At 32.2% G+C, this 20012-nt stretch carries 17 protein-coding genes and 1 rRNA gene (1 of these 18 only partly in view); 6 read left to right on the top strand and 12 right to left on the bottom strand.

Annotated elements, in window-relative coordinates:
• The 8 genes from D6200_RS02800 to D6200_RS02765 all read right to left on the bottom strand — a co-directional run.
• A 16S ribosomal RNA gene (locus D6200_RS02800) occupies nucleotides 1-198 on the bottom strand; it reaches 1324 nt to the left of the window's first position.
• A gap of 724 nt (nucleotides 199-922) precedes the next feature.
• Nucleotides 923-1648 carry a DUF4294 domain-containing protein gene (locus D6200_RS02795; RefSeq protein WP_125064362.1) on the bottom strand — a complete coding sequence of 242 codons (726 nt, stop codon included), beginning with the start codon at nucleotides 1646-1648 and terminating at the stop codon, nucleotides 923-925.
• 106 nt (nucleotides 1649-1754) lie between these two features.
• Entirely contained in the window at nucleotides 1755-3008 is a 1254-nt protein-coding gene (locus D6200_RS02790) for an aminotransferase class I/II-fold pyridoxal phosphate-dependent enzyme (RefSeq protein ID WP_047790610.1), read from the bottom strand.
• Nucleotides 3009-3136: 128 nt separating this feature from the next.
• Nucleotides 3137-5353 carry a xanthine dehydrogenase family protein molybdopterin-binding subunit gene (locus D6200_RS02785; RefSeq protein ID WP_073183477.1) on the bottom strand — a complete coding sequence of 739 codons (2217 nt, stop codon included), beginning with the start codon at nucleotides 5351-5353 and terminating at the stop codon, nucleotides 3137-3139.
• A gap of 12 nt (nucleotides 5354-5365) precedes the next feature.
• A complete protein-coding gene (locus tag D6200_RS02780; protein WP_047790608.1) occupies nucleotides 5366-5827 on the bottom strand; it encodes a (2Fe-2S)-binding protein in 462 nt (153 codons plus the stop codon).
• 116 nt (nucleotides 5828-5943) lie between these two features.
• A complete protein-coding gene (locus tag D6200_RS02775) occupies nucleotides 5944-6894 on the bottom strand; it encodes a phosphoribosylaminoimidazolesuccinocarboxamide synthase (protein ID WP_073183479.1) in 951 nt (316 codons plus the stop codon).
• Nucleotides 6895-6933: 39 nt separating this feature from the next.
• The gene (locus D6200_RS02770; RefSeq protein ID WP_073183481.1) at nucleotides 6934-7533 is read right to left on the bottom strand and encodes a hypothetical protein; all 600 of its coding nucleotides are present in this window, start codon (nucleotides 7531-7533) and stop codon (nucleotides 6934-6936) included.
• A 3-nt stretch (nucleotides 7534-7536) separates the two neighbouring features.
• Nucleotides 7537-8490, bottom strand: coding sequence for a PhoH family protein (locus D6200_RS02765; RefSeq protein WP_073183483.1), 954 nt, complete (start codon nucleotides 8488-8490; stop codon nucleotides 7537-7539).
• Nucleotides 8491-8609: 119 nt separating this feature from the next.
• On the opposite strand from D6200_RS02765, the gene D6200_RS02760 reads away from it, so the two are divergent.
• From D6200_RS02760 to gldG, 4 genes are read left to right on the top strand one after another with little or no spacing between them, the layout of a single operon-like run.
• The gene (locus D6200_RS02760) at nucleotides 8610-9470 is read left to right on the top strand and encodes an SAM hydrolase/SAM-dependent halogenase family protein (RefSeq protein WP_047790604.1); all 861 of its coding nucleotides are present in this window, start codon (nucleotides 8610-8612) and stop codon (nucleotides 9468-9470) included.
• Nucleotides 9471-9475: 5 nt separating this feature from the next.
• Nucleotides 9476-9772, top strand: a complete 297-nt coding sequence (locus D6200_RS02755) for a putative quinol monooxygenase (protein WP_073183485.1) — start codon at nucleotides 9476-9478, stop codon at nucleotides 9770-9772.
• A 54-nt stretch (nucleotides 9773-9826) separates the two neighbouring features.
• On the top strand, nucleotides 9827-10546 hold the full coding sequence (gene gldF / locus D6200_RS02750; RefSeq protein ID WP_073183487.1) for a gliding motility-associated ABC transporter permease subunit GldF: 720 nt from the start codon (nucleotides 9827-9829) through the stop codon (nucleotides 10544-10546).
• Nucleotides 10539-12179 (top strand): gliding motility-associated ABC transporter substrate-binding protein GldG, encoded by a 1641-nt coding sequence (gene gldG / locus D6200_RS02745; RefSeq protein WP_073183489.1) that lies wholly within the window; start codon nucleotides 10539-10541, stop codon nucleotides 12177-12179. Before gldF ends, gldG begins: the two co-directional genes overlap by 8 nt.
• An 85-nt stretch (nucleotides 12180-12264) precedes the next feature.
• Here the strand turns inward: gldG and arsB are convergent, their stop codons facing one another.
• Nucleotides 12265-13305, bottom strand: a complete 1041-nt coding sequence (gene arsB, locus D6200_RS02740) for an ACR3 family arsenite efflux transporter (RefSeq protein WP_073183491.1) — start codon at nucleotides 13303-13305, stop codon at nucleotides 12265-12267.
• 127 nt (nucleotides 13306-13432) lie between these two features.
• Between arsB and D6200_RS02735 the strand changes: the two genes are divergently transcribed.
• Nucleotides 13433-14275, top strand: coding sequence for a DUF2911 domain-containing protein (locus tag D6200_RS02735; protein WP_073183493.1), 843 nt, complete (start codon nucleotides 13433-13435; stop codon nucleotides 14273-14275).
• Nucleotides 14276-14423: 148 nt separating this feature from the next.
• Here D6200_RS02735 and D6200_RS02730 read toward each other — a convergent pair whose 3' ends face one another.
• The gene (locus tag D6200_RS02730) at nucleotides 14424-15386 is read right to left on the bottom strand and encodes a succinylglutamate desuccinylase/aspartoacylase family protein (RefSeq protein ID WP_047790598.1); all 963 of its coding nucleotides are present in this window, start codon (nucleotides 15384-15386) and stop codon (nucleotides 14424-14426) included.
• Nucleotides 15387-15396: 10 nt separating this feature from the next.
• Complete coding sequence (locus D6200_RS02725) at nucleotides 15397-16830, bottom strand: ATP-grasp domain-containing protein (protein WP_073183495.1); 1434 nt, start codon at nucleotides 16828-16830, stop codon at nucleotides 15397-15399.
• Nucleotides 16831-16976: 146 nt separating this feature from the next.
• Here D6200_RS02725 and D6200_RS02720 point away from each other — a divergent pair, with 146 nt between their 5' ends.
• On the top strand, nucleotides 16977-19304 hold the full coding sequence (locus D6200_RS02720) for a type IA DNA topoisomerase (protein WP_073183497.1): 2328 nt from the start codon (nucleotides 16977-16979) through the stop codon (nucleotides 19302-19304).
• On the opposite strand, the gene D6200_RS02715 is transcribed toward D6200_RS02720, so the two are convergent.
• Nucleotides 19297-19968: a TrmH family RNA methyltransferase gene (locus D6200_RS02715; protein ID WP_073183499.1), complete on the bottom strand. Its 672-nt coding sequence runs from the start codon at nucleotides 19966-19968 to the stop codon at nucleotides 19297-19299. The genes D6200_RS02720 and D6200_RS02715 overlap by 8 nt on opposite strands.
• Between the last annotated feature and the right edge of the window lie 44 nt (nucleotides 19969-20012).

The following is a 20012-nucleotide window of genomic DNA, read 5'->3' as shown; positions in this document are numbered from 1 at the left end:
GATGCCACCTCTAAACATTATGGAGTATTAATCTTCATTTCTAAAGGCTATCCTCCTGTACAAGGCAGATTCTATACGCGTTACGCACCCGTTCGCCGGTCGCCGACATCTAGCAAGCTAGATTCGCTGCCCCTCGACTTGCATGTGTTAAGCCTGCCGCTAGCGTTCATCCTGAGCCAGGATCAAACTCTTCATTGTATAATCTTTAATATTATTAATGTTAAGTTCCAAAAGAATTTTATAATAGCTTAATCTCTTAAACTACTACCGGTAATTCTACTCTTTAATTACGCTGTCAATTTCAATATTTTCAATGAACTTGTGGCGAGTCACCAATGACAAGTTTTTACTTATCTTACGACTCATCCTCTTGTAGAAACACTAGACTCGAACTAGTAACTTATCGTCTTCCAAAATTTCTGTGATCGTGCCGCTTTGTGAAAGCGGATGCAAAACTACAAACTCTTTTTAATCTGACAAAACTTTTTTTAAAGTTTTTTTCGTTTGATTTGCTACACTATTTTAATGAACTGCTTCCCTAAAATTCGGACTGCAAAGATACTCACTTTATTTCCTAATAAACAAGAATTTGTTAAACTATTTTTTAACCTTTTCTTTAAATATCTTACACCCCTATTTTAATGAACTTTTGCTAACTTTAAAACTTAGCGCTTCTCCGTTGGCGGGTGCAAATATAGACACCTTTCCCCACTTAACAAGCACTTTTTAAACCTTTTTTTTAAAATATTTATTAATACGTTATTATATAATTAGTTACACCCGAAAGTTTTTTATCCTATACTTCTCTCCTACCTTTGTTTACTATATTTATTACTATTTTAATGCTTCTAACATGGAAGTACATATAACTATTACAGTACTTAATTATCAACTTTAGTAAGAATTTGAATTCTTTATTTTTTTACTTTTTCTTTCGTTTTCGCTTCTTTCGCATCTTCGAAAACATCTCTTTATACTCGGATACATCAATATATCCTCTACTTTTGGATACAATTACTAAATAATTCTTTCGTAATTTAGGCTCTTGATACTCCAACTTTTCTTCTATATATGCTCGCTGTATAATGTCCTCTACTAAATAATCTTCGTTTTCCGCTTCAGGTTTATACTCTGACTTTAATGATAGTTTAAATAAATTTGCTGTAGTATTGTACCAAAAGGCTTTCCAACCACTTCTTAACTCTTTTACATTAGCAAAGGCTGTTTTTCCTGTTTGACGATGAATTAGCTTTAACAAAATTCTTCCTTCTGTTCTTGTTAACTTTTTTAAGGGAGCTGTTAACTCTTCTTCTAAATACTTTTGAATTCTTTTTATATACTTTATTTTTTTACTTTTTGATTTAATTCTAGCTAAACGTGAGTTTACACTATCTACTCTTTTTGCTGCTAAAATTGCATAAGGATATGCTTTGAATACTTTTTTTCGAAGCCAATAATAATAAAGAATATCTTTTTTTTCTTTAAACTTATGCTTTGGAAGTACAGTTACCTCGTTTAACTTTATCATTAAACTGTCTCCTTCTTTTACCAAAATATATTCATTGTTAAAGTTTGGTAATGTATCTTTAATTTGTGCATTTAATCCTGCTACAAATAATAATAAGTGTATGAATAGTATTTTTTTCATTTTATTTTGATAAGCAAAAGGATTTCAAATGTATCATTTCTCTTTTAAAACAAAAAAACTCATGAAGTATTTCATGAGTTTTTATTTATTTTTTTGCAGTTTCTTTCTATTCTGCCATAATTGAAGCTGCTACTTGTTTATAAGTTCCGTTTTCTAACTTTTCACGAATTGCAGAAAAAGCTTCAATTGTTTCATTTACATCTTCAATTGTATGACGTGCTGTTGGAATTAATCTTAATATTATTAATCCTTTTGGTATCACTGGGTATACTACAATTGAACAAAACACTCCATGGTTTTCTCGTAAATCATTTACCATTGCCATGGCTTCTGGAATTTCTCCTTTTAGGTATACTGGTGTGATACATGTTTGTGTTGTTCCTAAATCAAAACCTGCTTCACGTAAACCTGACTGTAACGCATTGGTTATTTTCCAAAGGTTTTCTTTTAGTTCAGGCATGGTACGAATCATATCCAAACGTTTTAATGCTCCTTTTACCATCGGCATTGGTAATGATTTAGCGAACATTTGTGATCTCATATTATATTGTAGGTATTGAACAATATCTTTGTCTCCTGCAAAGAATGCTCCAATTCCTGCCATAGATTTTGCAAATGTTGCAAAATATACATCTATTCCGTCTTGTACTCCTTGTTCAAACCCTGTTCCTCTTCCTCCTTCTCCTAATGTTCCGAACCCATGAGCGTCATCTACTAATAAACGAAAGTTATATTTTTCTTTTAAGGCTACAATTTCTGCTAAACGCCCTTGTTCTCCTCGCATACCGAAAACACCTTCAGAAACTAACAAAATTCCACCTCCTGTTTTTTCTGCCATTTTGGTGGCACGCTTCAAATTTTTCTCACAGCTCTCTATATCGTTATGGCGATATACAAAACGTTTTCCTGCGTGTAAACGAACTCCATCAATAATACATGCATGTGTATCCATGTCATATACTATGATATCGTCTTTTCCTACTAAGGCATCAATTGCTGATACCATTCCTTGGTATCCGAAATTTACTAAATAAGCTGCTTCTTTACCAACAAATTCAGCACATTCTTGCTCTAATTGTTCATGGTATTTAGTGTGACCTGACATCATACGAGCTCCCATAGGGTAAGCCATACCATCTGTAGCAGCAGATTCTCCATCTACTTTTAACACTTCTGGATGATTTGCTAATCCTAAGTAGTCGTTAATACTCCAAGTTATTACTTTTTTTCCATTGAAAGACATGCGGTTAGAGATTGGTCCTTCTAATTTAGGAAACACATAATATCCTTCTGCTTTATCCGCCCATTTTCCTAAAGGTCCTTTATCTCCTTTAATTCTTTCAAATAAATCTTTAACCATTGTTATTTTTGATTTTTATAGGTTGCGAAAGTAGTGCTTTTTAACAGATTTTCAAAAATTACCGAGTGTTTCATTTTCAATAAATAACAAACATACTACTTTGGCATACCTATAAAGCTCTTTGATTTTTAAGATAAAATGTTCGATTTTAATTCCTCTACAAAAGGTTGTTTATATAGTCTTTTTCCTAAAGCTTTATGTATTGCATTCGCAACTGCTCCTCCTGCTGGTGGTAAGCCTGGTTCTCCTAAACCTGTAGGTGATAATTCATTTTGCACAAAATGAACTTCTACTTTAGGTGTTTCATTCATTCTTATAAGCTTATAGTTGTCAAAATTTCTACTTGAAGGTGCTCCTTCTTTAAAAGTTAAGTTTCCATACATTGCGTGTCCAATACCATCAATAACTCCTCCTACTACTTGGTTTATAGCTCCTGTTGGATTAACAACTATACCACAATCAACCGCTGTAACTACTTTTGTTACAACCGGTACTCCATCTTTTAGCTCTACCTCTGCAACTTCAGCTACATGGGTATTATGACTGTAATAAGCTGAAAAACCTTGATAAACTCCTTTTTTAGATTTTCCCCAGCTCCCTTTTTCTGCTGCTAACTTTATAGTGTCTTGCATTCGTTTACCTGAGTACTCTATTCTTTTATCTTCTGTGGCTTTTACATTTTCTAACAATTCTAAACGTAACTGCACCGCATCTATCTCTAATTCTTCCGCTAATTCATCGAAAAAACTTTGTTCTGCATAGCCTAAAAAGTTAGTATATGGTGCTCTCCAAGCTCCTGTACTAATATTACTCTTGTAATTTCCAGTTGATACTTTATAGTTTGGAATACATCCTGCAGGAAAAAAATGTGGTATTAATCCGTACATATTATCATTTACGGCTGCTTCTTTCAAATGGTATCCTGTTATTTTTCTGTCTTTTATTGATGCTGCGATTCTATATTTAATTGCTGGCCTATATGTTCCGCTAGTTACATCGTCTTCTCTCGTTGAAACCATTTTTACTGGTTTTTGTATTTTATCAGATATTTCCAACGCTTCATAAACAAAATCTCCATATAATCTTCTTCCGAAACCTCCTCCCATTCGGGTCATTTCTACATGAACTTCTTCCAAATTACGCCCTAACATTTCTGCTGCAACCATTGCTGCATATTCTGGTGTTTGTACAGGACCAACTAGGTGTACTTTTTCTGGTGTTACACTTGCGAAAAAGTTCATTGGTTCCATACAGTTATGTGGTAAGAAAGGTGAATGATAGGTACGTTCGATAACTTTATCTGCTTCTGCAAAAGCTTTTCTTACATTTCCGTCTTCTCTTCTTACATCTAAGTCACTCGCTTCTAATAATTTTGTTAGCTTTTCATTATGAAGTTTTGTATCTTCTAACTCAGAATTATCTTTCCATACAGTTTTAATTGCTTTTGCTCCTTTAATTGCCGCCCATGTATTTTCTGCTAGTACAACTACTTTATCCGTTTTCGTTAACTTAAACGTCCAATTAGCTTTTCCTGACTCAATAAAGTTTCTTGCTTTCTCTCCTATTGTTATAACATCTATTACTCCTGACACTTTCTTTGCTTCTGCTGCATCGTATGACTCTAACTCTTGTCCAAAAGAAGGAGGTCTTACTACAGATGCGTACAACATACCTTCTTCTTTATAGTCTAAACCGAATAAAGGTTTTCCTGTTACTATTTTTTCTACATCAACATTTATAGCATTTTTACCAATAATGGAGAACTCAGATGGCTTTTTTAAAGCGACGTTTTCTGGTACTTCTAAAGTAGCAGCTTCTTTTACTACTTCACCATATCCTAACGTTTCACCTTTTGCATTTGTAATAATTCCTTTTGAAGCTGAACAAGTAGTTGCATCTACTCCCCATTTTACTGCTGCCGCATTAATTAACATTTGTTTTGTAGTTGCTCCTGTTTCTCTAAGCGCTGTCCAGCCATGACGAATTGATTGACTACCTCCTGCTAACTGTCGTTTATAGTTTTTGGTATCTAAAGGAGCTTGTGCAACATGTACTTTATCCCATTCTACATCTAACTCTTCTGCAATAATCATAGGCATTGAAGTTTTTACCCCTTGACCTATCTCTGGATTTGGAGAGTAAATAGTTACATAGCCTTCATCAGATATTTTTATAAATGCGTTAAAATCGTTGAAATTTAAGTTTTCTACATCTACAGATGGTTTTACATTAGGTTTACAGGCAGTAAATAGATTAAATCCAATCATAATACCACCACTAGCTAATGCAGAAGTTCTTAAAAAATTTCTTCTGCTAAACGTAAAGTTTTTTTCTTGTGTACTCATGATTGAAAGTTTTTAAGACATTTTATCTGCAGCCAATGCAACTGCCTTTTCTATTCTATTGTATGCAGCGCAACGACAAATATTACCTTGCATTGCTTCTCTTATCTCTTCTTTAGAAGGTTTTGGATTTTCTTTTAAAAAGGAAGCTGCTGTCATAATTTGACCTGCTTGACAGTAACCACATTGTGGAACATCTACTTCTTTCCAAGCTTCTTGTAACGGATGATCTCCTTCAGTTGATAGCCCTTCAATGGTTGTTATTTCTTCACCGTCTAACATAGAAATTTGTAATTGACAACTTCTCATTGCTGTTCCGTCTACATGAACAGTACAGGCTCCGCATTGTGCTATTCCACAACCGAATTTAGTTCCAACCATATTGAGTTCATCTCGTAAAACCCACAACAATGGTGTATCAGCATCTGCCTCAAAGGATACCGACTTTCCGTTAATTTTTAATGTATAATTTGGCATTTTTGCTAATTTTTGTTTTTATCGTGTAAGTTACAAAAAATATAAATGCTTGTTTGTTAATGGGATTCTTTTAAGATAATTTTAAATAAAAAGAGAGGCAAAAGCCTCTCTTTTTATTATTTATTTTTTAAAAACGTAGTTACGTTTTTCTCTATTCTTTCGAGTACGCTTTCGGTGTTTGCTTTTACAAAGGTTTCTCCTGTGATTTGTTCGTATAACTCAATGTACCTATTTGAAATCTCTATAACTTTTTCATCAGACATTTCAGGAATTTCTTGCCCTTCTTTTCCTTGAAATCCGTTTTCAATTAACCACTGACGCACAAACTCTTTTGATAGTTGTTTTTGCTTCTCTCCTTTTTCTTGACGTTCTGCATATCCTTCAGCATAAAAATAACGAGAAGAGTCTGGTGTATGGATTTCATCAATCAATACAATTTTACCATCTTTAGTTTTTCCAAACTCATATTTGGTATCTACTAAAATCAATCCTCTTTTAGCAGCTAATTCAGTCCCTCTTTGAAATAACTTTCTTGTGTAATCTTCTAATACTAAATAGTCTTCTTCTGAAACAATTCCTTTTGCTAAAATATCTTCACGAGAAATATCTTCATCGTGTTCTCCATTATCTGCCTTTGTTGATGGTGTAATAATTGGCTCTGGGAATTTATCATTTTCTTTCATTCCTTCAGGCATTGCTACTCCACAAAGCATTCTTTTTCCTGCTGCATATTCACGAGCTGCATGACCAGATAAATATCCGCGGATTACCATTTCTACTTTAAAAGGTTCACATAAATGACCTACTGCTACATTTTCATCTGGGTTTGCTAATAACCAGTTTGGAACGATATCCGCAGTATCGTTCATCATTTTTGTAGCAATTTGGTTTAAAATTTGTCCTTTAAAAGGAATTTGGCGTGGTAAGATTACATCGAAAGCGGAAAGACGATCAGAAGCTATCATTACCAATAAATCATCATTGATGTTATATACTTCTCTTACTTTTCCTTTATAAACTTCTTTTTGCCCTTGAAACTGGAAACTTGTTTCGTTAATTGTATTCATTAGTATGTTGTTGTGTTGTTGCCCGCAAATGTAAGTATTCTACTCTTCTTTTTGAATAGTTTTTATTTGTTTTATATTTTCTAAAATAGGTGTTACAGTTACAAATGTATTCCCTTCTTCTACATAAAAAATATAAGCACTATTTTGACCTATTTTTTTAGCTTTTAGTTGAGAATCATCTTTAAAAACTAATGTTATATTATTCTTAAGCCTACCTTCTGCTAAACGTTTTTTATAATTTATCCCCATTCCTAGCCTAAACCCTAACAATAAAGAAAACACCATAATAAAAACAGAAACTATAAAAGCTGACTTGTTGTCGTACTCTTTTCTTTTTGCTTTTTTATTTGCTTCAATTCTCTTTTTCAACCATTTTACTCTCTTTAGTATTTCTTCTATTTTCACTGAGTTTTTAATAAGGAAATACAAAGACATAGAAAATACTATAAGAATTACTGACAACGCCCAATTGTTAGCTAATAATGAAATAGGAGACAAAAGTGTATCTGTGATAGTTATGTATTGTAAATAATCTATATCTAGATAACGATAAAAAATGGTATCACTAACTAAGCCTAAAGCAATCAAAAATATATACCCTACCGATAAATATTCTTGAAATCCCAAGTTTTTAAACATACTTTATTCCGTTTCTATGCTTTTGTAAGCTGTAATAATCTTTTTAACTAATCGATGGCGGATTACATCTTTGTCATCTAAATACACCTGCGCAATTCCTTCAATATCTTTTAACGCTAATAACGATTCTTTCAATCCAGAAACTTGTCTTCTTGGTAAATCTATCTGACCTGGATCTCCAGTTATGATAAACTTTGCATGCATTCCCATACGTGTTAAAAACATCTTCATTTGTGCATGAGTGGTGTTTTGTGCTTCATCTAAAATTACAAAAGCGTTGTCTAAAGTACGTCCACGCATAAAAGCCAAAGGTGCTATTTGTATGACTCCTTTTTCAAGATGTGATTCTAGTTTTTCATGTGGAATCATGTCTCGTAAGGCATCGTACAAAGGTTGCATGTATGGATCTAGTTTCTCTTTTAAGTCTCCAGGAAGAAACCCTAAGTTTTCACCTGACTCCACCGCAGGTCTTGTTAATATAATTCGTCTTACTTCTTTTTCTTTTAATGCTTTTACGGCCAAAGCGACTGCTGTGTATGTTTTACCTGTACCTGCGGGACCTACTGCAAATAACATATCGTTTTTTTGCATTAACTCAACCATTTTACGCTGATTAGCTGTTTGCGCTTTTATTAGTTTTCCACTAACACCGTGTACTAAAACGTCTTTTGCATTTCCAGATTTTCTTATTTCTTCTTCCTTTCCTGTTGACGTTAAAATTCGCTCAATACTATTTTCATCTAGCTTGTTGTATCTGTTAAAGTATTTGATAAGCATCTCTAGCCGCTTTTCAAATTCATTTAACAATTCAGGTTCGCCAAAAATTTTAAGTTTATTTCCTCTAGCAACTATTTTTATTTTAGGAAAGAATGTTTTTAACTGAGTAATAGTGCTGTTTTGAGCTCCAAAAAAATCGTTTGGGTTGATTTCTGTTAATTCAATTACGCGTTCGTTCAAATGATAAAAGTTTTAATATTATTCACACTAAAAATAATGATTATTTTTCTTGAATTACGTAGTTTTGTTTAAAATTTCAGCATAATTTTTCACAGATTAATTAACAAACACCTAAATTAATGTCTCTTATTACATTAACTACTGATTTTGGAACGAAAGACCACTTTGTAGGGGCTGTAAAAGGAGCTATTTATTCTGAGTTACCCGATGCTAAGATTGTTGATATTACGCATGAAATTTCTCCTTTTAACATTACTGAAACTGCTTATATTTTAAAGAATGCTTATAAAAGCTTTCCTGACAAAACAATTCATGTTATTGGAGTAGATTCAGAGTTAAGTGTGGATAATAAACATATTGCCTTAGAATTGGATAATCATTATTTTATTTGTCCTGACAACGGACTAATTTCAATGATTGCTTCTGAAATTAAACCTACTAAAATTTTTGAAATTAATATTCACGATCGTATTGAGAGTAGCTTTCCTGTGTTAGACGTTTTTGTGCAAGTAGCTTCTCATATTGCTCGTGGTGGTAGTTTAAGTGTTATTGGCAGAGAGGTTGACACGTATAAAAAGATTGTTGAAATTAAGCCTAAAGTAAACGAGCAGCAAACTATTATTGCGGGTGGTGTTATTTACATTGATAATTATGGAAATGTAATTACTAACATTAGTAAAAAACAATTTAATACTATTGGAAAAGGTCGTGATTATAAAGTTACGGCTAGACGTTATACTTTTTCTAAAATTTACAGCAGATATAATGAAATTGTTGATTTTTCGGTAACTGATAAACGACAATATGATGGTGAAAAGTTGGCTATTTTCAACTCTGCTGGCTTTTTAGAAATTGCTATTTACCGAAGTAATTTAGAAACGGTTGGTGGCGCCTCTACTCTACTTGGTTTAGAATATCGCGACACTATTACTGTTGAGTTTGAAAACCCTATTAAGCCAGAATTTACGCCTATTAATTAAAATATATGTTTGTACGAATTGTAAAAATGAGTTTTAAGCCAGAAAAAATTAAAGAATTTTTAAACAACTTTAATTCCAAAAAAGAGTTTATACGAAATTCACCTGGTTGCCGTTTATTAGAGTTGTATAGAGACAAAACGAATCCAAATATATTTTTCACTTATAGTTATTGGAATACTGAGCAAGATTTAGAAAACTACAGAAATTCTGATTTATTTAAAGGAATTTGGGCACAAACCAAAATACTATTTAATGATAAACCACTTGTTTGGAGTGTAGATAAAGTTGAATCGCTACCTTAGTCAATACCTCTATGAAAATAACTAAACATTATAAACAACTAAAATAGTTATACATTGTTACCACTACTAAAGAAAGAATTTAACTCATTTTTTGCCTCTCCCATTGCCTATTTGGTTATTGGAGTATTTTTACTTGTGAATGGCTTATTTTTATGGGTATTTAAAGACAATTTCAACATTTTAAATGCGGGGTTTGCCGATTTAAATAGCTTTTTTTATTTAGCTCCATGGTTGTTCTTATTCCTGATTCCTGCTATTACAATGAAAAGTTTTGCTGATGAATTTAATAGCGGAACTATTGAAATTCTAAAAACGAAACCGCTTACCGATTGGCAAATTGTACTGGGTAAGTTTTTTGCTTCTCTTTTGTTAGTTGTCATCGCCATATTACCAACATTAACCTATACATATACTGTATATCAATTAGGAAGTCCTGTTGGAAATTTAGATGTAGGTAGTACTATAGGTTCGTATTTAGGTTTATTATTTTTAGCAGCAACTTATACAGCTGTTGGATTGTTTACTTCTACCCTATCCAAAAATCAAATTGTGGCATTTATTTTAAGTGTATTTATCACTTTTGCTTTATTCTATGGTTTTGATGCTGTAGGTTCTTCTTTAGGAAACTCAGGATACACTTTACAACAATTTGGTATTAACGAACACTTTAAAAGCATTAGTCGTGGTGTAATAGATACTCGTGATTTAATCTATTTTATCAGTGTTACATTCTTCTTTTTATTCATCACTAAACAACAGTTAAAAAATGAATAAGAAATTACAACATATTGCATTAGCCCTTATCGGACTGTTAATTGTTAATTACATCGCTAATTCAGTTTACAAACGTTTCGATTTAACACAGGACAAACGTTATACCTTATCTGAAGTAAGTGAAAATCTTATTGATAAAATTGATACCCCACTAACGATTCATGTATTCTTAGAAGGTGATTTTCCTGCGGAATTTAAACGTTTACAAATAGAGACACGCCAGTTTTTAGAAGAATTACAAGCTAAAAACGCCAATATTCGTTTCCGTTTTATCAACCCTGATAATATTCGTGAACGTTTGGTAAAAAGAGGAATGATGCCTAGCCAGTTAACTGTAGAAGAAGATGGAAAGTTATCTGAAGCTATTATTTTTCCTTGGGCTGAAATCACTTATGGTAAAAAAGTAGAGTTAATTTCTTTACTTCCTAACTCAATTGCTAAGACTCAAGAAGCTCAGCTACAAAATGCTGTTGAAAAGTTAGAGTATTCTTTTGCTAATGCATTACATAATGTTACTTTAAAAGAAAGACAAAAAATAGCGGTATTAGCTGGTAATGGTGAGTTGCAAGATATTTATCAATATAGTTTGTTAAGTGAAGTTGGTAAAAAATATCGTTTAGCTAAGTTTACATTAGATAGTGTTGCTAATAATCCGCAAAAAACCTTAAAAGACTTAAGAGCATACGATTTAGCAATTATTGCTAAACCTACCGAGCGTTTTACAGAAGAGGAAAAGCTTACCGTTGATCAGTTTATAGCAAACGGTGGTAAAAGTTTATGGATGCTAGATAATAACTATGCGGATACTGATAGTTTATACAATGAAGGAAAAATGTTAGCATTTCCTCGTGATTTGAATTTAACGGACTTATTGTTTGGATATCAAGTTCGTGTAAACAATAAACTCATTCAAGATTTGTATTCAGCTAAAATTCCGTTAGCCACAGGAAATGTAGGAAATCAAACACAGTTTCAACACTTAAATTGGTTTTATCATCCACTAGTTAGTGGCAATCCGAACCACCCGATTACTAAAAATGTTGCACCTGTTCGTTTTCGTTTTGCTACTCAAATAGATACTTTGAAAGGAAACTTAAAAAAGACTCCGTTATTAGTAACTTCTGTACTTACCAAACAAACAGGAACTCCCAACTTTATTGAGTTACAAAGTATCGCCAAAGAACCAAAAGAAAATGAATTTGCTTCAGGTCCACAATTATTAGCTGTTCTTATAGAAGGTAACATTCCTTCTGCTTATAAAAACAGAATGAAACCTTTTGACGCTCCTGATTTTAAAGCTGAGAGTACAAACAATAAAATGATTGTAATTGCTGACGGTGATGTAGGTAGAAATCAGATTTTAAAAGGAAAACCTCACGATTTGTCCTTAGATAAATGGACAGGAGAACAGTTTGGTAATAAAGAGTTTTTAATCAATGCTATTGATTATTTATTAGACGATTCTGGATTGATCCAATTACGCAATAAAACCATTCAAATTAACTTATTGGATAAACAACGTGCTTTTACTGAAAAACGTTTTTGGCAATTTATGAATATTGGTATTCCCTTAGTTTTATTAGCTCTGTTTGGCTTTGGGTTTAATTACTGGAGGAAGAAGAAATACTCTTAATTGTATTATAGTTCTTAAATAAAAAAATCAATACTTAGAAGTATTGATTTTTTTATTTAAGGATGTAAGATATTTTAATCTCTATTTAATTTTTACTAAAATATTTCTTCTTCAGCCAAAAAGATACTTTTACTAGTAAAATTAATGCTGGAACCTCTACTAAAGGCCCTATTACTCCTGTAAAAGCTTCTCCTGAGTTTAATCCAAATACAGCAATTGCTACAGCAATTGCTAACTCAAAATTGTTACCTGCCGCAGTAAAAGCTACAGCTGTTGTTTTGTCGTAAGTAGCTCCTGTAGCTTTGGTTATAAAAAAGCCGATAATAAACATAAGAGCAAAATACAGTAATAAAGGAACTGCTATTAATAAAATATCTAAAGGTATTTTAACTATTAACTCTCCTTTTAAGGAAAACATTATTATTATAGTAAATAATAAAGCTATTAAAGTTAATGGAGATATAGAAGGTATGAATTTGGTATTATACCATTCTTCACCTTTTAACTTCACTAAAATATATCTACTTAAAATTCCCATAATAAATGGTATACCTAAATAAATAGCTACACTTTCTGCAATTGTTAAAATAGATATGTCTACTACGACACCTTCAAAGCCAAAATAAGGGGGCAAAATAGTAATAAACATCCACGCATAAAAACTATAAGCAAATACTTGAAATATACTATTTAAAGCTACCAAACCTGCTCCATACTCACTACTTCCTTCAGCTAAATCATTCCAAACCAAAACCATAGCTATACACCGGGCTAAACCTATTAAAATTAACCCAGTCATATACTCTGGATAATCATGTAAAAAAAATAACGCTAAAAAGAACATTAAAACAGGGCCAATTACCCAATTAAGTAAAAGTGAAGTTAGTAGTATTTTTTTATTTGTAAACACTTTTGGTAATAACGCATAATTCACTTTTGCTAAAGGAGGGTACATCATTAAAATTAACCCAATTGCAATGGGTATATTAGTTGAGTTAGTACTTAATGCATTTATTTTACCGGATATTTCAGGGTATATATATCCTATACTAACTCCTAACATCATAGCTACAAAAATCCATAACGTTAAATTTTTATCTAAAAAGCTTAATTTTTTTGTTAACATTTTTATCGTTTTATTATAATATTGCAATATTACGATTAAACATGTTTATAAACAATAAATTTAAGTTTTTGTTAACATTTTACCATAATATAAGATGGTAATTTTATACTCTAAATAAACCTTTATCATGAAAAAAATACTTTTAAGTTTATTTGTTGTTGCAATTTCAACAAGTATTAATGCGCAATTAAAAACCCCAGCACCTAGTCCTTCTGCTAAATTAGAGCAAAGTGTTGGTTTAACAGATGTAACAGTTGAGTACTCTAGACCTAGTATGAAAGGAAGAACTATTTTTGGAGATTTGGTTCCTTATGGAAAAGTTTGGAGAACAGGAGCTAATCAAAATACTAAAGTTAGTTTTAGCGATGATGTTACTATTGACGGTAAAATATTAAAAAAAGGCACATATGCTTTGTATACAAAACCAGGAAAAGATTCTTGGGAAGTAATTTTTTATTCTGATACTAATAACTGGGGAACTCCAAAAAAGTGGGATGACTCTAAAGTAGCTGTATCTACGACTGCAAAAGTTGAAGCTATGCCTATGAAAATTGAAACGTTTACAATGAGTATTGATGACTTAACAAACGATTCTGCCGTATTAGGTATTTTATGGGAAAATGCTTACGTTGGTGTAAAATTCAATACTCCTACTGATAAAGCGGTAGAAAAAAGCATTGCTCAAGTAATGGGAGGTCCTTCTGCTAACGATTATTTTTCTTCTGCTGTTTACTATTTACAAGAAGGAAAAGATATTAACAAAGCTAAAAATTGGATTAACAAAGCGGTTGACATGACTAAAGACCAACCTCGCTTTTGGTACTTACGTCAACAATCTTTAATCTTAGCTAAAGCTGGTGATAAAAAAGGTGCTGTTAAAGCAGCTAAAGCTTCATTAGCAGGTGCTGAAAAAGCTGGAAATGCTGATTATGTGAAAATGAACAAAGAGTTTATTGCTGAAATGAAGTAATTTTTCTGCTAAACTTTTTTAAAAACATCAAGCTCGCCAATTGGCGAGTTTGATGTTTTTAAATTTCTTATAATTTTTATGAAATAAATTATATTCTTTTTTACTAATACATTAAAATGAAGGTCTGTTAAAACAGCCTTTTTGATAGTTATTTTATAATCCCTAAATGAATAATACGTCCACCTGATTGATTTACGGGGTTTACACTCTTTCCTACTACAACACCTCTTTCTGGAGCGTAATATTTCTTAATTCTATTACCAAACACATCTCGTAGTGTAGCAATATGATCTCCTTCTTCTACAATATCTCGTAAATCTACATGTACTGTGAGCAACCCTCCTTCTTGTGTGTATAACCAATAGGATTTTTTACAAACTATTGTATTTCTTTTAGAGGTTTCATATTCATCATCCGTAATTCCTAAATATGCCAATACATTATGTACTCCTGCTACTCCACTTTTAATTATTTTCTTTTGAAAACTATTTGGGTTACCCACTTCGATAGTAATAGATGGGATTCCTAACTCTTCTGCAGCTCCTCGTAAAGTACCGTCTGATGGTGGTGTATGTACTATAATTTCAGCATCTTGTAATAAGGCTAATTTTTTGGTGACTTTATTGTTCATATCACTTCTAATATAAAATGAATTCACTCTACCAAAACTAGCTGTATGTAGGTCTAACAAATAATCAAACTTCTTTACTACCAAATTCAAAAAACGATTGGCATATACTTCACTGGTATTTCCATTATCTTTTCCTGGCATTATTCTATTAATGTCTACCCCATCGCTAAAAACTCTTGTCCCTCGAACAAACGAAGGTACATTCACCACAGGAATTCCTACAATTGTTCCTTTTAAATTTTCTGTATCTAAATCTTTAAATAATCGCTGAATAACTGATATTCCGTTTAATTCATTTCCATGAACCGCAGCTGTAAGTCCCAATACAATACCATCTTCTTTTCCTCTAGCTACCATGACAGGAATACACGTGGGAATTCCCATTGCGTTAGAAGTAACCTTTAACCAATAATTTTTAATAGAATTTTTAGGTGTTTGATTCACATCAAACTCGGTAATATATTCAATCTGGTGTCCCATACTCATACTTTTAATATAATTCGTTTAACAGCGTACTATCGTTGTTTAATGAAGTAAATAGTTTCTTTTTAAACTTTTTATTCGAGTTTATTAAACTAATACACATTTTGTCGATAGCAATGGTAGAAAGTACAGTTTGTATAAAAGTTTCTATTAAATCGTCTATACCTAAACCTAGTTTGTTATAATCTCTTCTGTCCATAATTAACAAACGATTAGTGTCTGACGTCCATTCATTTTCACCTAACTTAACCGATAAGTTAGTTCCTAACATTTGCCAAGAATCTTTACTGCTTTCTAAGTCGTTTTCCAACGGTAGCAATGCTCTTCTCGAGTACATACACAATGGTTTTATTCCATCTTTTGTACTACTAATCATCATACGAATGTCTGATACAAACGTTTCTCCTTTAGCATTTGGCATTGTACCAACATGATAATATTTGCCTTTTGTGCTTACTGAACTCCAATTATAGTTACCTATTAAACTTTGTACAATAAAACGTTCATATTCGATTTCTAACTTCATAAACTCTTCTAGTTCTTGTTCGTTAACAATCGTAAAAACTCCTTGTCCTGCATTACTATAAGGTATTTTTATAACTGCTTGTCCTCCCATTTTCTTTACCCACAACGGAATTTCATTCTTGCTAACATCCCAAATAGTATCTGGAATATTTATTTTCATTCCATATTCTTCTAATTCTGTGTTGTAAATATCATATGCTTTGGCAGCTACCATTTTATTTCTTCCTCCAGCCAAACAAGTAATAATAGGGTTTAAAATCTTTGTTTTACTATTAATTGGGAATCTATTCCATGGTTTTTGAGTTACATATCTAAAAATACCTCGTAACGGAATCCATTCTTCTTCTTGTTTTAGATAAAAAATTTCATTTTCTATTTTTATATGATCGTTATCTTTATTTGAATAATAAGGTACAAGAAAAACATCTTCTTTAAAAACATCAGCTATAACAGCTGCATAACCTGATGTTTCCATATAATTTTTATCATAAAATACCGCTAATCTACCATCTTTAACAAGTTTTCGCTTTTTCTCTAAGATAGGTTTAAACGTTCTTTCAATTAACAAGCGATATACTCCGTCTTCTTTATTATCATCTAACAAAGGCATTGATTTTTGACCTGATGGGCATGAGTTATTCTCTATAATAACCATATTTTTATCTCCATCTGCCGATGTTGAGTTAATCAAATCTGCTCCTCCCCATAAAAAGTACTTACATTCATACGATAAAATTTCTCTAAGTTTATCTGCATTTACTTTTGGATGTAAGTGACAATACCTAGCAATAATTCGTTCTTTATCAAGGTTTAAAAAAAAGTTTACCATTGGATGAATTGTAGCATTCAGCACCTTAGGATACCAATGGTTCTCGTTATTAAATGTATTAGGTTTTATAAGTTCTGTTATTTTCATTCTTTTTTATTTTTGTTTTTAAAAATAGCTAAAAACGATTTTTTTATTTTTTAAATATACCAACTATTTTAAATATTAAGTATTATAAAAAGTAAGATTCTACATTCATAAATAATTTAGTAATTTCGACCCTCTAAATTACTTTCATGAAAGTTTGTATCGCCGAAAAACCTAGTGTAGCCCGTGAGATTGCTAATATCTTAGGAGCCAGTACCAAACGAGATGGATATTTCGAAGGGAACGGCTATGCAGTTACGTATACATTTGGTCATTTATGCACACTTTTAGAGCCTAAAGACTACAAACCGCACTGGAAAAGCTGGGATTTAAATAACCTACCGATGCTTCCTGAGCGTTTTGAAACGAAAGTTACTAATGATAGTGGTATTCAGAAACAGTTCAAAATTGTTAAGTCTTTATTTGAAAAAGCCGATGTGGTTATCAACTGCGGGGATGCTGGACAAGAAGGAGAACTTATTCAGCGATGGGTTATCAATCAAGCAAACTATAAAGGTAAAATCCAACGGTTATGGATTTCTTCTCTAACGGAAGAAGCAATTAAAGAAGGATTTGAAAACCTAAAAGACAACGACGATTATAATAATTTATATTACGCGGGATTTTCTCGTGCTATTGGTGATTGGCTATTAGGTTTAAATGCTACTCGTTTGTACACTGTAAAATTTGGCGGTTACAAACAAGTGTTATCTATTGGTAGGGTACAAACTCCTACCCTAGCTATGTTGGTAGATCGTTATAAGGAAATTCAAAACTTTAAACCTGAACCTTATTGGGAGTTACAAACTCAATATCGTGAAACCTTATTTAGTTGTGAAGAAGGTCGTTTTCTTAAAAAAGAAGAAGGGCAAGCTTTCGCTGATAAAGTAAAAGAAAGTGATTTTGAAATAACCTCGGTTACTAAGAAAAAAGGAAAAGAATACGCACCTAAACTTTTTGACTTAACAGGTTTACAGGTATACTGCAACAACAAATTTGGGTTTTCAGCAGATGAAACCTTAAAAATTGTTCAGAAATTATACGAAATGAAAGTAGTTACATACCCTAGAGTGGATACTACTTTTTTACCGAATGATATTTATCCTAAGGTTCCAAATATTTTAAAAGGACTAAAACAATATGCTTCGTTAACACAACCTTTATTAGGAAAAAAAATACGTAAATCGAGTAAAGTTTTTAACGATAAGAAAGTTACCGATCACCATGCCATTATTCCTACAGGAGTAGAAATCAATCTGCAATACAACCAACAACAGGTATATGATATTATTGTAAAACGATTTATTGCCGTGTTTTATCCTGATAGCGATATTTCAAAAACTGAAGTTAAAGGTGAAGCTGATAAAGTGCCTTTTAGAACTTCAGGAAAAGAAATACTTACCAAAGGTTGGCGAGCTGTTTTTGAATATGGAAACGATTCTAAAAAAACAGAAGAGAAAGATGTGCTTCCAACTTTTGAAAAAGGAGAAAAAGGTCCGCACGAACCTTCTTTTTTAGAAAAAGAAACCAAACCACCTCGTAATTATACCGAAGCGAGCTTGTTACGTGCCATGGAAACTGCTGGTAAGCAAGTAGATGATGATGAAATGCGTGAATTGATGAAAGAAAATGGTATTGGACGACCATCTACACGTGCGAGTATTATTGAAACGTTATTTAGAAGAAAATATATTGAACGCCAAAAAAAGTTAATTATTCCTACCCAAACTGGTATCGATTTGATTGATTTAATTGATAACGAGCTTTTAAAATCTGCCGAATTAACAGGACTATGGGAAAAACGTCTGAAAGAAATTGAACGTGGTGAATACCATGCTGCTACGTTTATCAATCAGATGAAAAAAATGGTAGACGATTTGGTCTACGAAGTACGTTCGAGTTCTAAAACCAAGCGAATTTCTTACGAAGCTCAAAAAACACAACAAAAACCTAAAAAAACAGCTTCTAAAAAGAAAACAGTTGTTGGTAAAGAATGTCCAAAATGTAAAAAAGGACAATTATTAAAAGGAAGTGCTGCTTATGGCTGTTCTGCTTATAAAAATGGTTGTGATTTTACGTTGGCTTTTGAATTTATGGATAAAAAAATATCCGAAAACCAACTAATTCGTTTACTTGATAAAGGATGCACAACCAACTTAAAAGGGTTCAAACAGGAAGATAAAAAAGTAGAAGGTTTGGTTCGTTTTGATGATAACTTCAATTTAAAGTTTGAACCTAAAAAAGGAGATACTACAAAAGAAGAGATTACTTCGTCACAAACTCCTCGTAATGACAGTGAAAAAATAACCTGCCCTAAATGTAATAAAGGAACTGTTTTAAAAGGTAAGTCTGCCTATGGATGTTCTGAGTATAAAAATGGTTGTGGCTTTGTGTTTACTTTTGAAAACATCAAAAAAATGGCTAACGGACAACCGTTAACCAAAGAATTAGTATGTAAAATATTGACTTCTAAGTAAGTTCTTTATAATAGTACTCTATCAGTTTCTCTGGATTTTTAATCGTATTTTTTATCCATTTAAAGTACAATACTTTCTTTTCTTCTTCTGAAAGTTGCCAATGCATATCTGTTCTTTTCAAACGTGTAGTTACATCTTGTAAAGTAATAGCTGCTGCTACTGATATGTTTAAACTCTCGGTAAAACCTACCATTGGTATTTTTAAAAACCCATCCGCTTCTTGTTTGATATAATCTGAAATCCCATCTTTTTCAGCTCCAAAAACAAATGCAGATTTTTTTGTCACATCAAAATCGGGTAAAATACACGAATCAGTATGTGGAGTGGTTCCTATAATTTGGTATCCTTTTGCTCGTAAATCTTCTAAACAAGCTTTGGTATTGTCTCCATCTTCTTTATATCGGTGGATGTCTAACCATTTCTGGCTTCCTTTTGCTACATGTCTTGAAACCTTGTTCGTAAACTTATTTTCAATTGCATACACATCTTGTACTCCAAAAATATCGCAACTTCTCACCACCGCACTGGCATTGTGTGGTTGGTAAATATCTTCTAACACTACCGTGAAATGACGTGTGCGTTCATTTAAAACCTTATAAAAGGTTTCTTTTCTTTTCTCAGTAATGTAGCCTTCTAAATAGGCTAATAATTCTTCATCAATCATACAACAAACATAGTAATTTTTCCTATTTTTAAGCGCAGAGCGAT

Source organism: Tenacibaculum mesophilum, assembly GCF_003867075.1.
GTDB lineage: Bacteria > Bacteroidota > Bacteroidia > Flavobacteriales > Flavobacteriaceae > Polaribacter > Polaribacter mesophilus.
Note: the sequence above shows the minus strand (reverse complement) of the source record. Positions and strands in the feature narration are given on the sequence as shown.

Coding starts and splice junctions, on each gene's coding strand:
- D6200_RS02795 (WP_125064362.1), bottom strand. CDS start 1,648: ATGAAAAAAATACTATTCATACACTTATTATTATTTGTAGCAGGATTA.
- D6200_RS02790 (WP_047790610.1), bottom strand. CDS start 3,008: ATGGTTAAAGATTTATTTGAAAGAATTAAAGGAGATAAAGGACCTTTA.
- D6200_RS02785 (WP_073183477.1), bottom strand. CDS start 5,353: ATGAGTACACAAGAAAAAAACTTTACGTTTAGCAGAAGAAATTTTTTA.
- D6200_RS02780 (WP_047790608.1), bottom strand. CDS start 5,827: ATGCCAAATTATACATTAAAAATTAACGGAAAGTCGGTATCCTTTGAG.
- D6200_RS02775 (WP_073183479.1), bottom strand. CDS start 6,894: ATGAATACAATTAACGAAACAAGTTTCCAGTTTCAAGGGCAAAAAGAA.
- D6200_RS02770 (WP_073183481.1), bottom strand. CDS start 7,533: ATGTTTAAAAACTTGGGATTTCAAGAATATTTATCGGTAGGGTATATA.
- D6200_RS02760 (WP_047790604.1), top strand. CDS start 8,610: ATGTCTCTTATTACATTAACTACTGATTTTGGAACGAAAGACCACTTT.
- D6200_RS02755 (WP_073183485.1), top strand. CDS start 9,476: ATGTTTGTACGAATTGTAAAAATGAGTTTTAAGCCAGAAAAAATTAAA.
- gldG (WP_073183489.1), top strand. CDS start 10,539: ATGAATAAGAAATTACAACATATTGCATTAGCCCTTATCGGACTGTTA.
- arsB (WP_073183491.1), bottom strand. CDS start 13,305: ATGTTAACAAAAAAATTAAGCTTTTTAGATAAAAATTTAACGTTATGG.
- D6200_RS02735 (WP_073183493.1), top strand. CDS start 13,433: ATGAAAAAAATACTTTTAAGTTTATTTGTTGTTGCAATTTCAACAAGT.
- D6200_RS02730 (WP_047790598.1), bottom strand. CDS start 15,386: ATGGGACACCAGATTGAATATATTACCGAGTTTGATGTGAATCAAACA.
- D6200_RS02725 (WP_073183495.1), bottom strand. CDS start 16,830: ATGAAAATAACAGAACTTATAAAACCTAATACATTTAATAACGAGAAC.
- D6200_RS02720 (WP_073183497.1), top strand. CDS start 16,977: ATGAAAGTTTGTATCGCCGAAAAACCTAGTGTAGCCCGTGAGATTGCT.
- D6200_RS02715 (WP_073183499.1), bottom strand. CDS start 19,968: ATGATTGATGAAGAATTATTAGCCTATTTAGAAGGCTACATTACTGAG.